The 15,174-nt window shown below is 38.5% G+C and carries 13 protein-coding genes; 9 read left to right on the top strand and 4 right to left on the bottom strand.

Features of this window, described 5'->3' with window-relative positions:
- Positions 1 to 199 precede the first annotated feature (199 nt).
- The 6 genes from BUB71_RS11310 (at position 200) to BUB71_RS11285 (ending at position 6,982) form a co-directional block, all read left to right on the top strand.
- The gene (locus tag BUB71_RS11310) at positions 200 to 1,300 is read left to right on the top strand and encodes a hypothetical protein (protein ID WP_073154956.1); all 1,101 of its coding nucleotides are present in this window, start codon (positions 200 to 202) and stop codon (positions 1,298 to 1,300) included.
- A 1,486-nt stretch (positions 1,301 to 2,786) separates the two neighbouring features.
- Positions 2,787 to 3,680: a hypothetical protein gene (locus BUB71_RS19600; protein WP_175552354.1), complete on the top strand. Its 894-nt coding sequence runs from the start codon at positions 2,787 to 2,789 to the stop codon at positions 3,678 to 3,680.
- Between the two features lie 142 nt (positions 3,681 to 3,822).
- Positions 3,823 to 4,503 (top strand): response regulator transcription factor, encoded by a 681-nt coding sequence (locus BUB71_RS11300; RefSeq protein ID WP_281248200.1) that lies wholly within the window; start codon positions 3,823 to 3,825, stop codon positions 4,501 to 4,503.
- A gap of 292 nt (positions 4,504 to 4,795) precedes the next feature.
- The gene (locus BUB71_RS11295; protein WP_084731465.1) at positions 4,796 to 5,422 is read left to right on the top strand and encodes a recombinase family protein; all 627 of its coding nucleotides are present in this window, start codon (positions 4,796 to 4,798) and stop codon (positions 5,420 to 5,422) included.
- A gap of 18 nt (positions 5,423 to 5,440) precedes the next feature.
- The gene (locus BUB71_RS11290) at positions 5,441 to 6,619 is read left to right on the top strand and encodes a cytochrome P450 (RefSeq protein WP_073154952.1); all 1,179 of its coding nucleotides are present in this window, start codon (positions 5,441 to 5,443) and stop codon (positions 6,617 to 6,619) included.
- Between the two features lie 30 nt (positions 6,620 to 6,649).
- Positions 6,650 to 6,982 carry an EthD domain-containing protein gene (locus tag BUB71_RS11285; protein WP_073154951.1) on the top strand — a complete coding sequence of 111 codons (333 nt, stop codon included), beginning with the start codon at positions 6,650 to 6,652 and terminating at the stop codon, positions 6,980 to 6,982.
- 591 nt (positions 6,983 to 7,573) lie between these two features.
- Here the strand turns inward: BUB71_RS11285 and BUB71_RS11280 are convergent.
- Both BUB71_RS11280 and BUB71_RS11275 read right to left on the bottom strand, forming a co-directional pair.
- Positions 7,574 to 8,215, bottom strand: a complete 642-nt coding sequence (locus BUB71_RS11280) for a LemA family protein (RefSeq protein ID WP_073154950.1) — start codon at positions 8,213 to 8,215, stop codon at positions 7,574 to 7,576.
- Between the two features lie 155 nt (positions 8,216 to 8,370).
- Positions 8,371 to 9,825 (bottom strand): hypothetical protein, encoded by a 1,455-nt coding sequence (locus BUB71_RS11275; RefSeq protein ID WP_073154949.1) that lies wholly within the window; start codon positions 9,823 to 9,825, stop codon positions 8,371 to 8,373.
- A gap of 787 nt (positions 9,826 to 10,612) precedes the next feature.
- Between BUB71_RS11275 and BUB71_RS11270 the strand changes: the two genes are divergently transcribed.
- The gene (locus BUB71_RS11270) at positions 10,613 to 11,053 is read left to right on the top strand and encodes a hypothetical protein (RefSeq protein ID WP_073154948.1); all 441 of its coding nucleotides are present in this window, start codon (positions 10,613 to 10,615) and stop codon (positions 11,051 to 11,053) included.
- A gap of 256 nt (positions 11,054 to 11,309) precedes the next feature.
- Here BUB71_RS11270 and BUB71_RS11265 read toward each other — a convergent pair whose 3' ends face one another.
- A complete protein-coding gene (locus tag BUB71_RS11265; protein WP_073154947.1) occupies positions 11,310 to 12,671 on the bottom strand; it encodes a tetratricopeptide repeat protein in 1,362 nt (453 codons plus the stop codon).
- Between the two features lie 504 nt (positions 12,672 to 13,175).
- Between BUB71_RS11265 and BUB71_RS11260 the strand changes: the two genes are divergently transcribed.
- Together BUB71_RS11260 and BUB71_RS11255 are read left to right on the top strand one after the other, a co-directional pair.
- A complete protein-coding gene (locus BUB71_RS11260) occupies positions 13,176 to 13,385 on the top strand; it encodes a hypothetical protein (protein WP_073154946.1) in 210 nt (69 codons plus the stop codon).
- A 15-nt stretch (positions 13,386 to 13,400) separates the two neighbouring features.
- On the top strand, positions 13,401 to 13,820 hold the full coding sequence (locus BUB71_RS11255; RefSeq protein ID WP_073154945.1) for a hypothetical protein: 420 nt from the start codon (positions 13,401 to 13,403) through the stop codon (positions 13,818 to 13,820).
- A 307-nt stretch (positions 13,821 to 14,127) separates the two neighbouring features.
- On the opposite strand, the gene BUB71_RS11250 is transcribed toward BUB71_RS11255, so the two are convergent.
- Positions 14,128 to 14,631 (bottom strand): hypothetical protein, encoded by a 504-nt coding sequence (locus BUB71_RS11250; protein ID WP_073154944.1) that lies wholly within the window; start codon positions 14,629 to 14,631, stop codon positions 14,128 to 14,130.
- Positions 14,632 to 15,174: the final 543 nt, after the last annotated feature.

Below are 15,174 nucleotides of genomic sequence, written 5' to 3'. Positions count from 1 at the left end.
GGTAATTGGTTAACTTCATGTGTTTATTGAATTAGAAAAGTCTGCCCCTTGATTGGAGTTAATAATTAATAGCCAAAATTTTGTGCTAATATAATGATGAAATCGATATTCTCTGGTCAAAAATTGGCCAAGTCCGAGAGGAGATACTCCAGATCAAAGATCTGTAGAGACACATATCCAATTCAAGAAAGAAGGAACCATGGCACTATTGTTTGGGTTCATTCTGGCCATCCTCAACTCATACGGAGCCCTGACGATCAGTCACATAAACTTATGGCTAGTCGCTCAAGATCACTCGTTTTTTATCGGACCTCTCCTAATTATAGGAATGGTCTCTCAAACAGGAGCAGCATCTCTAACATTCAAGTTGGGGAGAAAGAACCTGTTTTTGGCTGTAACACTACTCGTTATTAGTAGTCTCCTACTGATAATAGCAGTAAAAACACAGATTGTGTTGCTGTTCTTCATAGCTCAACCACTGAGCGCGTTTGTAAATACCATCTCGCTCACAAAGTTGTCAGAAATTTTCCGGGGGCTTCTCGGAGACAAAAGACAACACGGTGGGCACACGCTCAGTGCGTTCGCCAACACGTCTCTCAATGCAGTGTTCTACTCCCTCAGTTTGAGGTATTTGGACTTGGAATGGTCGGCATTCGGAACACTCCTGATACTGACCATCGTCTGGGTGGGCGTAGTTATTCTCATCCCATTCATCTCACACTTCAAGTTTTCTTATCCAATAAACGAGGTTAAAGAGTCGCCTCTGACCCTACGCCAAATCTGGATCGACCATGGGTTCAGGTTTGGGATAGGGAATGTGGGTTCGATCAGCGCCTCGTTCGCCCTTCCTATCATGCTCCCACTTGCCCTAGAAAAAGAAAGGGCAAGCTTGATCGTGTTGATAGTGGGGCTGATAGGTGGTGTGCTGGTCGCTCTTCTGGCCTGGCTCGGAAAGCTGGACACCGACAGGACAGGCTGGGTACTCCCGCTGATCGCATTCAGTCGAGTGAGCCAATTGATTGGTTTTATCTGCTTGGTGACCAATCAAACCTGGATAGCGATGATCTTTTTGATACTGGGACAGGCCAATATGCCGCTTACAGCGACTGTGATCTTCAACCGGTCTCCTAGGTTCGGAGTATCTTCAGACGCTCTAGTCACGAACGCCGCCGGGCTTTTCGGAAACCTTGTGGGGACCACGATTGGTGGCCTATACGGCTACCAATTGGGACTGGCTTTTTTTGTACCACTGATCGCTTCATCCTTCGTAGCCTCGTTAGCAGAGTTACTACGAAGATGACGATCCATTCCTCTGTCGTTCGACGTCAGAGGGAGGCGGTGAATTATTTTTAATATTAAAATAAATATGGCGATAAATAAAATAGGATCGACTATCGATTGAGATGGAGGTCTGATATATAATCTTGACTAACTCAAGATTTTGAATTTATGATAAAAGAAAATGATATCACCCATACGATAACTGTCTGGGTACGCCATTTATGGAGGCCACATAAAGATTCCTTGACTACTCAAAAGGTAATCTACATGAGCGATACGACAATCCCCTCTTGACACTCATCGTTGGAGGAAGCCGAAAAACTATCCATAAAGGATAGGACTGATCTTAGCAAGCAAAGTCCATACCATCAAGGAAAGGCAGTGCAATGACTGGAACCCAGCTCCCGATCGGTCCGTATCTGGAGGCGATTGTCTCCGCCGACGCCCCCTATATAATCGTAGTCGGGCCAAAGGGGTGTAGTAATACCACTCAGATTCCACTCGCGTATCTTCAGGCGGGTAATCGAGTGCTCGTCACTGAACCAAACATCGGTACTGCTGAGTTTGTCGCTCAACAGCAAGGCTACGAACTGGGAAACGAGGTCGGGTGGTATCGAACCACATATAACCGAAACTTTTCTTCGGAAACAGATCTCCTATTTATCGGACAAAGCTTTCAGCTCATACATGAGTTGACTGAGGATTTCGATATACTCGTTATTGACGAGTTAGAGTGGACAATGCAGCAGTCCATGATCGAGGCGTGGGCCTGGAAGGAAATCCAGGAAAACACCAGTCGATTCCAAAAGATCGTGGTCCAATCTTCCATGATCGATGCCGAAAGGCTGTCACGAATGCGGGGGAACGCTCCGATCTTCCAAATTCCTGAATCATCATCTGCTTCCTACCCGGTCACAGTACATGCCCCTGGTGACAGTATCCTTCTCGACACTGTTAGACTGGTTAGAGAGGGATATGACATTCTCATCTTCCCATCTTCTCTAAAAGCGATGGACGACTTAAGTCATGAGCTTCATTCACTCAAAGTCGACGCCGACATACACTTGTACCGCGGAGTACAATATAGAGACGAGAAAAAGAAGAAATGGATCCGCACGTTAAATACTACTAGATCTAAGGTCGTGATTAGCTCAGAGAGTCTCGAATGGGAACCACCACTTAAACCATCTCCTGGTCGAAAACTCGCCATCATCGATGCCGGTCAGGAAAGCCGAACCATCGTCATCGATGAGATGCTGACCCACGTACTTACTCCTCTTCCCAAAGCGCGAAGTTGGCGGCGGCGAAACCGTACCGGTCATTATGGTCCGGGCATCTATATCGACCATTGTCCTGTGGTCGAACGTCCTGAGTACCCGACTCCATCATTCCTTCATAGCTCAATCGACGAGCTGGTGTTAAGATTAGCATCAGTCGGATACGAAGTGCACGAGCTACTATTCGCGCACAAGATCGAGTCGAGATCTATCGAAAGAGCCCAAGAGTTGCTCCGAATACTCGGCGCATTCGATGAAAACAACCAAATCACAGAAATCGGTCAAGCCATGGCACAGCTGCCGATTTCCGTACGAAATGCCCGAATGATTATAGAGGCTCAACGCCTTGATGTCATTCAGGAGCTCGTTACCATTACTGCAACCTTCATACGGGGTCATCTCGGTGCTCCCTCTGGTGGTTGGAAACAGTTAGTCTCTACGGAGAGGGAGAGCGACTTCGTCACACAGCTCCTGCTGGAGGAAAAGACGAGAGGGATGACCCACTCACAGAGAGTGGAGATGGGAATCAACGCGAAAAGATTCTCTCTCGTTCAGAAAACTCGTCGAAGGCTGCTGAGAGAGCTGTATCTCAACCCAACGGAGAATTCGGTTTACTCTGAGCAAAAGCGGGGGAGAATCATCCAAGCCTGTCTAGCAGGTCTGGTAGATCACATCTTCTGGAAGTCAGGAGAAAGTCAGCAATCTCTCTATACCGATCGATCAGGACGCATATACACACTCGACTCTCAAAGCATCGTCAAAGATGCTGACCTGATCGTTGGATGGCCTACTGCTGTGCAACGACCGAGCGGAGAAATCATTCGCACAATCTATATGGCCACAAAGGCGGATCCGTCTTGGATTGATCCAGTAACTTCTCGGATCGTAGTCGAAAGGATTAACCCTCACACCCAACCAATACAACCGCAATCAGTTCCCACAGCTATGTTCATAGAGCCGTCTTACAGACAGAGTGAGACGGGAATCGAGGAGAAGGGTAGACGAAAGCCATCACAAAGGGCTGAGTCTCAATCGACAAACCCATCGTCTCAAACCGACGATGGTCCAGTCTCCCAAGCTGCCCTAGAAGCCCTCCTCAGAAAATTCAATCGACGGGTTTAAACTGTTCTATCTTGAGCGTCTCTCAAAAGGTGGACCCAGTCAAACCTCTGCCTGCTTACTAAACAAGAGCCCTCTGGTATTCTATCAGAGGGCTCTTGTTTCAATCGCTTGATTAACAAGTATGCTCGTAGTAGATTGCATATTGCGGATTTTTACATATTTCGAAAAGACAATTCAAATTGTTCTGGCAGATGATCAGCCCTTTATTCGGAAAGGATTGCGCTATATAATAGATGTCCAACAAGATATGCAGGTGGTCGGCGAGGCTTCAACGGGTGAAGAAGTGGTTGAGGTTGTTTTAAAAACGATTCCAGATATGGTTTTGATGGATATCCGCATGCCGGGAATAACTGGCATCGCTGCAACAAAATCCATTATTGAGGCTTTGCCTGGAACGAAAGTTGTCCTACTAACAACTTTCGATGTCGAACAATATGTCTTTGACGGGATTCGGGCAGGAACTGCTGGTTATCTGTTGAAAGATACCGAAACCGAAGAATTGCTGAGCTGCATACGAGCCATGCACCGCGGAGCAACCCTATTCAATAGTACAACAGCCAAACGTGCTTTAGATCAACTATTGGTCTCAGATAAACAAGAGTCTAATATTGGACAAGAACAATTGGTTGAAAAATTAACAAATCGGGAAATGGAAGTGTTACAGCTGCTTGCTTATGGAAAACGAAACCATGAAATATCTACACTTCTTTGCATTTCTGAGGGTACAACAAAAACACATATACACCATATCATCCAAAAACTTGGAGCAACAGATCGCACACAGGCTGTGGTTATGGCAATTCGAATGAAGCTTGTGAAATAATTTCTATACATCTATCTGACTAGAAGCGATGTCATCCAGCTTATGAGAGGCTCCCTATTTTTGTTAATTACAATATTGTGTAAATATAGCTGAATACTATGGAATTTTTAAAGTCTTTCTAGTTTGCACTCTGGCATAATTATTGTATAATTGCATACAATAGGAAATTTAATCTTCAATATTACGTAACTACTTCCACAAACTTAATAATAGTCCTATTGTAAACCAGAAGTTTTGTTGTTCAAGACCTCTCGTTGGTCGATATTACTATATTATTTTCACTTGGAGGTTCATGATGAGATTTGCATACTTTACACCAACTGCATATAAAAATGTTGATCGTGCACTCGAGATCTTGCGAACATACAAGTGTGATAAAATTATTTTCGACCAATCGACTAGTATTAATGAAAGTCGTCCCAAACTATTGGAATTATTTAATAGTATGCAACCAGGTGATACGCTAATTCTTCCTAAACTTGACCAAGTGGGTTTAACCACCCCTCATTTCCTCGGTTTTTTGGATAAGTTATTTATTAGACGAATTCGACTCATTTGCTTAGCTGAAAATATTGATACAAAAGATCTTGTGACCCAAAACCTCATTCAGGCATTAATAAAAATGGATACATCCTTAAAAAAAAGATTAGATCAGGAAAGTGGACCTTCTACATACGCAGAGGAAAATGGTATCGATATTGAAAGCGCGAATATTACTGGTTTATTTAACGAAGTAGCCAAATTTGAATCTTACGGCAAAGTCTTAAAGGATGAACACGAAGCTAGTGATTCGAATGAATCTGACCATTCCTTAGAAGACTTGACAACTAGCGATTATACTGAGGAACATATTGCAACTAATTCGGCATTGGCACGTCAGTTATATAAACGAAAAATTTTAGGAGGCAATGACTCCTAAACAAAACATGGGGTGTTTATGACAACCAACGAATGGAACGCACAAGACCCTTTTCCTTTTTATTCACAAATGCGTAATAACAATGCAGTACATTATAATGAGTCATTAACGATTACTGATGGTAGAAAAGGCGCATGGGAAGTCTTTCGTTATGAAGATGTAAAAAGAGTTTTAAGTGATTATCAGTTTTTCACTTCTGATTACTATCCAAGTGATGCTGGTGAGGGATTAAGTAAAGCATTTATTTATACTGACCCGCCTATTCATAAAAAATATCGCATGGGTTATGTGATGAAAGCTTATGGCAGTGATACAGCTGAACGTCTTACTCCTTTCGCTGAGTATATTAGTGAACGTATAGTAAACCAATTAAAAGAAAAAAACAGCGCAGAGATTGTTTCTCAATTCTCAGCAGTAATCCCGATTGAGATCATTTGTATTTTGATGGGTGTTCCATTAGAAGATGCAAAGCAATTTGGAAGATGGGCAGATATAGTAACGACAGCGGCCAATGGTGGAGATTTAGATATAAATGAATTTACTCAGGCTCAGCAGGAAATGGCCATGTATTTCATGGGGGTATTCCAAGAAAAAAGGAAGAAACCTCAAGATGACTTTATCAGTCGTCTGATGTTGACCAAAGCGGATGGTGTATATTTAAACGACACAGATCTTCTTGGCACAGCGATTCTGATGCTTTTAGCTGGTCATGAAACGACGAAGAATTTAATTTCAAGTTGTTTGTTAGTTTTAAGTGATCAACCAGAACTACAATTTAAATTAAGTGAACAACCTCAAAAAATCCCCAACTTTATTACTGAGGTTCTGCGCTTTTATTCCCCATTTCAATCAGTATACCGAAAAGCAGCACAAGATGTTGTGCTTGGGGGAATGCAGATTAAGAAAGGGGATTTAATCGTTCCGTACTTAGGCTCTGCCAATCGTGATGAACAGAAATTTGCTAACCCTGATCAGTTTGACATGGAACGGCAGCTCAATGTGAAGAATTTGGCTTTTGGACATGGTGTCCATCAATGCATTGGTATGGATCTAGCCCAAACAGAAGCGGTTATTGCGATCAAAACGCTATTAGATGCTGTTAAAGATATTCAGGTTAACAAAGATTCAATAGAAATGCATAACAGTTACATTGTATATGGAATTCGTAAAATGGAAGTTTCATGGTCAATGAAATAAAAAGTGTGAATGCGGAGAGAGTGAACAACGATGGTGAAAGTGGTCTGTTTATTTAATCAGGTAGACGAACCAAGAGAGCTTAGCGCTTTTCTCTATGATGAGCTTATCCCTATGTTAAAAGAGACTATTGAAGTAATTCGCTTTGAGGTAACCGATTTTAAACTAAATCCAGTCGCAGCTTTACAAGGAAAAAATCCCTTACCCACATTTGCTTATATGATTGAGATTTACTACCCTAGCGTTGAAATTTATGAAAAAGCTTTAAAAGATCCACAAGGACAAGAAGTCTTTAACCATCTCCTCACTGTTTGTGAAGAGATTATTGAAGTCGGTTTAGGAAACGTACAACTAGTCAGAAAGTAACCCACGCTATTTGGCTGACTCACTTTTGTACGTCGTTTAGCAAATCACAAATGATTTTATTTCAATATATTCACAACAGATGACTCACGTCGATCGTGACACTCAAATCTCCCTCAATCTAGGGGTATCCAATATTGGATATCTCTTATTGATTTTATACATTTTATGATTGACCTATATTGTTCCTTTAACAATTCGCTATGCTAAAAAGTATAGATTAATAAAATAGATCGTCCAAACAAAACTGCAAACACATTCCATAATCCTACGTTTCTCCATACTATCCAACATCGCACAAACCCTAATCAAATGAATGAATCATTTATCTATATACTCAGTAATTTCACGCAATGCACTGACTTAGTAAAGAGTGTACCATATCTAAATTGAAATCATGGTACACTTTTTTTGAGAATATGGGAAGCTATATTTTATTAATCTTTTAAGATTTTTTGACATGATCTTCTAATAGATTTAGATAGACTTACATGTACATATGAGTATGGACAAGGAAAGTCTAATTCAAAAGCTCAATTTTTAGAAAGTTGATATTTAGAACATACTTGTTAATCTCAAACCTCTCAACAAAAATTATGATATATCATCATTAGATTGCTCTTCATAAAGAGGCAAAGGCTTTAAATTCCACATGCTAGAGAAAATATTTGCTGGAAAACTGTAAATCGCCCCATTGTAATATGCGATATATTGGTTGTACATCAATTTCGATTCTAAAATGGCATTTTGTGATTCTTCAATTTGCTCAAGGATTTTGGAGATATGTTTATCTGATTTTAATCGGGGATAGTTCTCAACCGTTAGCATTAAATCAGATAATGATATATTTTCTAGATCGGTTACTACTTTTTTTGTGTCATTTCGCGAAGTAGCGATCGATTGATGAACATTACTTTCATGCTTCAAAAACGTAGCAATAACTTCTTCCGCTTTAGAGATCAGTTTTTGTTCCCGTTTATGAAAAGCGGAGATGTTACTTAGCAAAGAACTCGTCGCAAACTTCAATTGCTTCAAATAATTAAATTCACTAATAATCGAATAAACGACCATTGTCAATACAGAAAGAACTAATGCTAAAATTCCATATATATCAGGTATGTCATCCCCACTCGTAAACAATGCTGCAACAAATATGTAAAAAATCCAGCCAATGATGATTCCAATAGCAAAAACGAAGAATTTTTTGATATATGTTCGCTCTTTTATTACGATCATTTTAAAATCCTCTCCAAATAATTTATTATTAAATAATATAAACAACCATTTTATAATATCATGGTTTCAGTTTATAAGATATTGATTCTTTTGTAAGAGTGGGATTGATCAGATAAAACTTTTTGCCATAATTACGGATTCTATGATCGATAAAGTTATGATCGCTCACGAGATTGATCGATAAAATTGAATGATCTTTGTGTAGGTAAATCCAGTTGCGCTGTTCTTCTTAATTTATCTTGGAAATGATCAGGAGCCGTTTTTGTAGATCGTTCTTGAAGATGTTGTTCGAGTTTTTCCCTTGGTATCAGAGCAAGTAAATCTTCAAATAACTGTGGATCATCTCTTAGGTCTTCGGAAATGGATTGTAATTTTAATTGGCGTGTTTCATGCTTCCTCTGAATTTCCCACTCTTTCTGTTTGCTTATAATATCTGTTAATTGTTCTTCATTGCTTACGTATGAAGTGAAATCTCCAGGACATTGGTTGAACTTTTCCCCTAATCCAATGTTTTCTCTTTCCACGCGAGTGATGATTTGCTCTTTTACTAACTTGTTGATGGAAGCATGAAACTCAGTTTTGCCCATGCGATCAATCAGATGATCCTTGATGCTTTTTAAATCAACGGGTTGAAAATCTTGTCTAGTCATCTGAGAAAGGATAGCCTCAACAATTTGAACCTCATTGTTAGAGATGGAGAGAATTTTCCCTTCCCACTGTTTTTGGTCGTGCAAGAGTTGTGGAAGATGGGATAACTTTTCTCCGATTCCATAAATGTTCGGCTCTAATTGTATAATGAATCCATTAGAAAGTAGTTTATTTAAAATACGGCTGTTATAGTTTATTTCTAAGTCATCACGTAATTGCTTTCTACTAACAGGGAGAGGGAACGGTTTACTTTCAGTGATCCTTTCGATGATTCTTGCTAATAATTCTCGTTCGTCTGTTGGTAACTCATTCACTTGCTCTATCGATTGAATCCAACTTTGTTGACGCTCTGAAAGGGATTGTTGTTCTTGTGGAGATAAACGCTGATCACCAACAGATAGAGACATATCACCTAAAACATATATAGATTGTGTAAGACGTCCATTTGTATGGAAGCTTTGAATGAAACCTCGTTCCAATAGATCATCCAGAGCTCTCGTTTCTACTAATGTTTGAGTAGGCAGATCTTCAAATTGTAACGGCTTAGGAATTTGTTCATGCTGTGGATTTTCACCATTTTTAAAAAAGGAGAGAAGCTGCGACAAGACAGATTGTTCTGATTCAGTTAAAGGGCGTGTTGTTTTCCAGTGATTCTGTTGCTGAATCACATTGGCTAATTGTTCATCAGATAGTTTCATTGTAGATGTCGATTGATTAAAATTAGGACCAAGACCAAAACGACGCCCAGCCACATAAGTGATGACTTGATGATCTTGTAAATCTTTCATTATGTTATCCTGTGTGTCCCTATCAATAAAAACGTTGAAATGCTGTCTGATCTCTGTAAGGATACTAGACATATCGAGCTCGATAGGCTCACGAAAGTCCAATTCTTTCATCTGGTTAAATAACGTTTCGACAATGACATTGGCACCGACTTGGTCAATCTCTGATTGGTACATATGTTATGCACGCACCTTTAGCTCGTTTTATATAGTATAATGCTAATTCAGATCATTGGTAAATTAGGCATTTTGCGTTAACTCTATTATGTAAATAAATAATTACAATGTATTGATAAATGAATTAAACATGAAACGCATTAATTGCCTATAGGCATTCAATATCGCAAGATTTTCACTAATGATACAAGATACCTTGTAAATTCAACAAAATTTCCTCGATTACATAACTCGACTGATAACGATTAACAGGATTATTCACCAGATATCATGCTCACAAAATTATGATAGGTGGTCAAAACGATGGCATGCCCAAATAGCGATAGTTGTCTAACTTTCGATGGCAATCCGACTATGGGATTCGAATGCTACATTCGCTTTGTAATGGAACTACTAAAATTGACAGAATAAACTGTTTCAAATAAAATATTAACAAACTTATTAAAGATAGCAGCAACCTTATAGCCATAGATATAGGAATGCCTATATCGTGTCTAAGGAACTTGTCTGCGTCTTTAATAGAATCTTTTTAGTACTTATCTGTTATAGATGTGATGGAATGAGTAGTAGAGTTTACGATTGTTGACTCGCTGCTTCTGCATAAACATCTAAATAGATGAGTGATTACAGTCATATGGACGGTTTGATCGGTCAAAAGATAAATGAAGTAGACAAAGGTAAGGTATGGTTGAATCACCTGATTCCCTCTTACTTCGTCTTTCTTCCATAGTATGCCGTGTAGGCGACTGATCCTCCAAATTTCAAATGAATTTGGGGGAATGTGCAGATGAAAAAGCTTATTTTATCAACACAGGTGGCGCAAATCCGGTTCTGGAAACAATATTGTCTAGTAAGTAAGGTGTTTCTGAACCGACAAATCACTCAGTCGCAGAGAAGAAATTCTCTTTCTAGTATCTTGTGCGAAGAAAGGTCCAAACGGTTACAGACGCAACAAACCCTACTTCGGGTGCTTCGTCAGCTTTATCAGCTACAGGAAGCCTCGAAAGCACAACAACCAGAAAAACAACAACCGTGGTATTCGGCAAGTCGATTCAACTCGACATGGAAAGGAATCTTCCTGACCACTTGCCTCTTTACCAAGTTAGTGGACTATTTCTTTGAACAAGAACTAAAAATGGTTGTCTCCATCATGAAGACAACCATTTTACAAACCCTAGACTACACGGCATCGCTTTGGCCGGCTATCCGTGTATTTCTAGGACTCTAAAATAACGGAGGATCGTTGCCACACGGCGACGATCACCGTCCATTTTATTATATATGTATACAGATGTTCGAGTCAAGAAAGATGGTCGAATATTGCGTCAGATTTTTTTACAGAGAAAAAAAGCCGATCTCGCCATATAGGACGTGAACGGATTTAATCTTATATCAAAGGTAAGGGTCTATTAGTTAAGACTTCATCACTATTAGGATCTACAATACAGGCTAAATCTTCATCGTCGTTTGGGCCTACAAAAAGACTAGTGGAGTTCATAGATATCCTCCTCTCTATTTAGCTCAATTTTCTTTTGAAGATAGAAAAGTTCTTTGCTGAATTTAGTGAATAGTTTATCATTTCCGAGTGCAGCGTTGCAATCAGTTAGTTTAAATAGGGCATGATATTGTCTGTGATAAAACGCGTTTTCTTTGGCTAACATTACAGCTTCTTCATAATAAGGAATCGCCTCTTCAAGTTGGTTTTGAAAGAAAAAATAGTTGCCATTAACGATTAATGCACGAGTTAATCGATGGATATCTTGAACTTCCCTACCAATTGTGACTGCATGATCTAGAACCTCTTTTGCTTTTCCCCACTCTTGCTGATAAATATATAAGATTGCCAGGAATGAATAGGCATCAATATGTCTTCGAGGGAATTTCATTGTGTCATCAATTAAAGTAGCCGTTTTGAAACTTTTCTCAGCGCTGATACAATCTTTTTGAAGTAAATGAATAGATCCTAAAATCATTAAGAAATCAAAAATATAACGGCTCTTTGGGCTATTGTAGGCAATCTGAAATCCATGGCTTGCACATTGTAGGGCATCATCTAGTTGATGATTCTTTATCAATAAATTGGCTTTGGATTTATATAGATTGAGTTTTACTTGGAGAAATTCAACCTCATCGATATATCGCCAGATTTCTTGAACCAATTGTAGTGCCTGATTGAAATGTCCTAGTTTCTCCATGCAAATAACCTTATTCCCTAGTAAAAACCATTTGATTTTGTGATTTTCTTTCGACTCATCAAGAACTGACAATCCCTTTTCAAGATAATGTAAAGCTACTTCCAAATCGTTTTCTTGGTATTTACACTTACTTAAATGGCTATAGCATGTTGATGCAAAGTTATCGACTGGATTTAAGTAGTATTTAGCACATGTATCAAGAGCATTGAGGAAGATTTTTGCTGCTAAACAGTGCTCCTTTTTTCCTAGATAATAAAGGCCTTCAAGAAATTGATTGAACGGGTAAAGAGGGTGGTATTCACATAGATTTTGTTTGTAGAAGTCAATGTCCTTTTTTGCCTCTTCTAATTGTTGGCTGTTGATCAAAGCTTCAGATAGTTTAAGATAATATCTAATCGTTTCCTGTTCTGTATGCTCAGCTTGAATACGTTTTGGAATATCTTCTTTACGTATCCCCAATTTCTCTAGCACATGATAGATTTTATCTTCCCTAACTGTAGCTGTTCGATTGACAATATTGGATAGCGTAGCTTCAGATACCGTTTGATCTGCTAAGCATTTCGCTTTTAAGCCCTGTTTGTGACGCTCACTACGGATCAGATAGCTTATTATTCCTGAATACTCTTCAAGCAAGTTCTCATTTATTTTCATGAAGACCTCCTTTATTATGAAGTATTTACCATTTATCATAGACTATTTGTATCATTCTAGCAATTGAAATTAGTTTAAAGATGTACAGTAAATAAGCAGATCAGAAATGAAAAATGGATATTTAGATATATCCAAAAAAGGCTTTTTGTATGCCTGAAAGACCTTTAAGTATAGTTTTTCAAAAGTAAATTCTATTAATTGAACCTTGGTACGACTATTTATTTAACGGGTCGATTAAATGCAGAAAATGGGACATGTGCTTATCCTATTGATCTATAATAGTTTATACGAAGAATGGCAATTTTGAAAAAACGAAGTAGTGGAACAAAAGATGGAGAAATCACTAAAAGCACTGACAAGATGTTGAATTGGCTCACAACATCAGCACTCTTTTAGAAAAAGTTAATTGACTATATTGTAATCAATTTATTCATATTTTCATAGTATTCCCTCAACATCTCTGGCTCTATTCAACTGAAGCGGGGGTATGTAAAGGAGATTACAATGACGAAAATCACTTTATTTCTAAATGGTGATCAAGAACGTCTGTTGTTTCAAAGTCTACATGCAAAAAAGCCATCATTGGAAGAAAAACAGCATGGTAAGAGTACTTTACATCAAGAGATGATTCGAAATGAGATTCGATTGATTAACCAAATTCTGATCCAAGTGATGGGCGTTAATCCTCATCAACCTGATCCAATGTTACTTTAGGGGGAGGAGATCATTTTGCGGCTAAATGAAGAGCAACTACGATTTTTGATCATCGCATCGAAACTATATCGTCAAGTGATGGAAAAATCACTAAACCAATCCGACGCTCAAACCGTGATTGCTAATCACGAAATTCAACTCGCCGATCAAATGATCAACTTGATCGAACAACAACAACGACGCGCTTACCTATCCACCATTGTGAAACCGATGTCCCCTACTGTAGATATTGAATGGAAACACCGTTTCTATGAATTACAAAAAGGTACGAAAGACGCTCTGATCGCTTTGGGAAATCATGGTGAACAAATCCAAGTAACCTATGATGCACAGGATCAAGCATTTGTCCTCATTTATGATGGTAATTTGTTCATTAAAAATCAACACATGAAAGCAGTTTATAGGCTGTTTCGGACTTTGTGTATTGATGAATGATCAAAACGATGCCTTTAAGTGGAGAGAATCATGAAGAGACGGTATTTATCGTTTGTAGTCATTGAACAATGACATTGCTTCATGTGAGTACTTTAGCTCTATGTAGTCGGAAAGAAAGAACTTTGGAGAAAAAAGACAATGGAAGAATTGAATTCCCCATTGCTGTTTCTAAATAGAGACAATAAGCCTACATGGATAGTATCTGAGCGGACATCCATGTAGTCGAGAGGGTGGTTGCTGGTTTAGCAGCCGCTTTTTTGTGTTTATCAGAAAGCATCTGTTCAAAGAAGTATTATGAAAGACAAAACTACTTACTATTGTAGTTCTTCAGATAAATCAGAAGCGCACCAAGTGCAAAAAGAACAATTACACCAACAAAAGCACCAATAGATTGGATTGTCGGATCGATAAAAAATTTATACAAGGTAGGGGCGATTTGTAGATAAGCCACTGTGTATAATAAAATTTCAATCGTAGGTGTCCAGATTCTCTGTTTGATTTGTTGCTTGTTTGTTAGAATTTCTTTCCAATAATCTAGCTTGTTTTTGTATCTTTTTAGTTCATTCAAGATTTGGCTTGTTTCCAATAACCCCTTTAGAACCAATCGAAAACGATCAGGAAGGCTAGAGTCGTTAATGAACTGAATATCTTCCTCGATAATGTTTGCCTCAAATTTTAGTTTAATGATGTCTTCCATTGTTAAAGCTGTGTTCTTTAGATCGGTGATATGTTTGGGAAGTGTTTTTTCAATACAATTTATGTAGTGCCAATAGTGTTGAATTTCTATTTCTAGTGATACATACTCTTCCATATCATCATCATGTATTTGGTATAATTTGAGCTCATTTTTATTTTTAACCTCTTTCTAGAGTTGTGCGAGCAATCTTTACGAAGGAAGAGAAGAAGAGTTTACATTCATGACAAATGATCAATTGTATTTTAATTATTTTACGACTTATAAAATAGAATAAATTTATGCATTGACAGTCAAGGAGATAAAAATGAAAAACTTCCAATTAGAATAAACTTAAACATGGAGAGAAACGTGGATGGGATACGATTTGGTATCTTTTTTATTTAAGCATACAAACCTACTCTATTTTCCATTTACTAATCGTCATTGCAAGTAATTCTCGAGAATTACATAAAATTGTTGACTGAATATTCCCAGGATGATATGATGTAGTGGTAATTCAGATTGAGTAATTTCAAAGAATTACTTTTTTGAAGAGGTCGGGATATGAAACTGGAAGAGATAGTAACAGTGAAAATAGGTAGAAATCCTTCGAGAAAAACAAGAAAATCGATTTAACCGTTGTTACTTGTTTGTACCAGGATTACTTAGATAACTCAT

It is taken from the genome of Seinonella peptonophila (assembly GCF_900129355.1).
Taxonomy (GTDB): domain Bacteria; phylum Bacillota; class Bacilli; order Thermoactinomycetales; family Thermoactinomycetaceae; genus Seinonella; species Seinonella peptonophila.
This window is presented reverse-complemented; position numbering and strand designations above follow the sequence as displayed.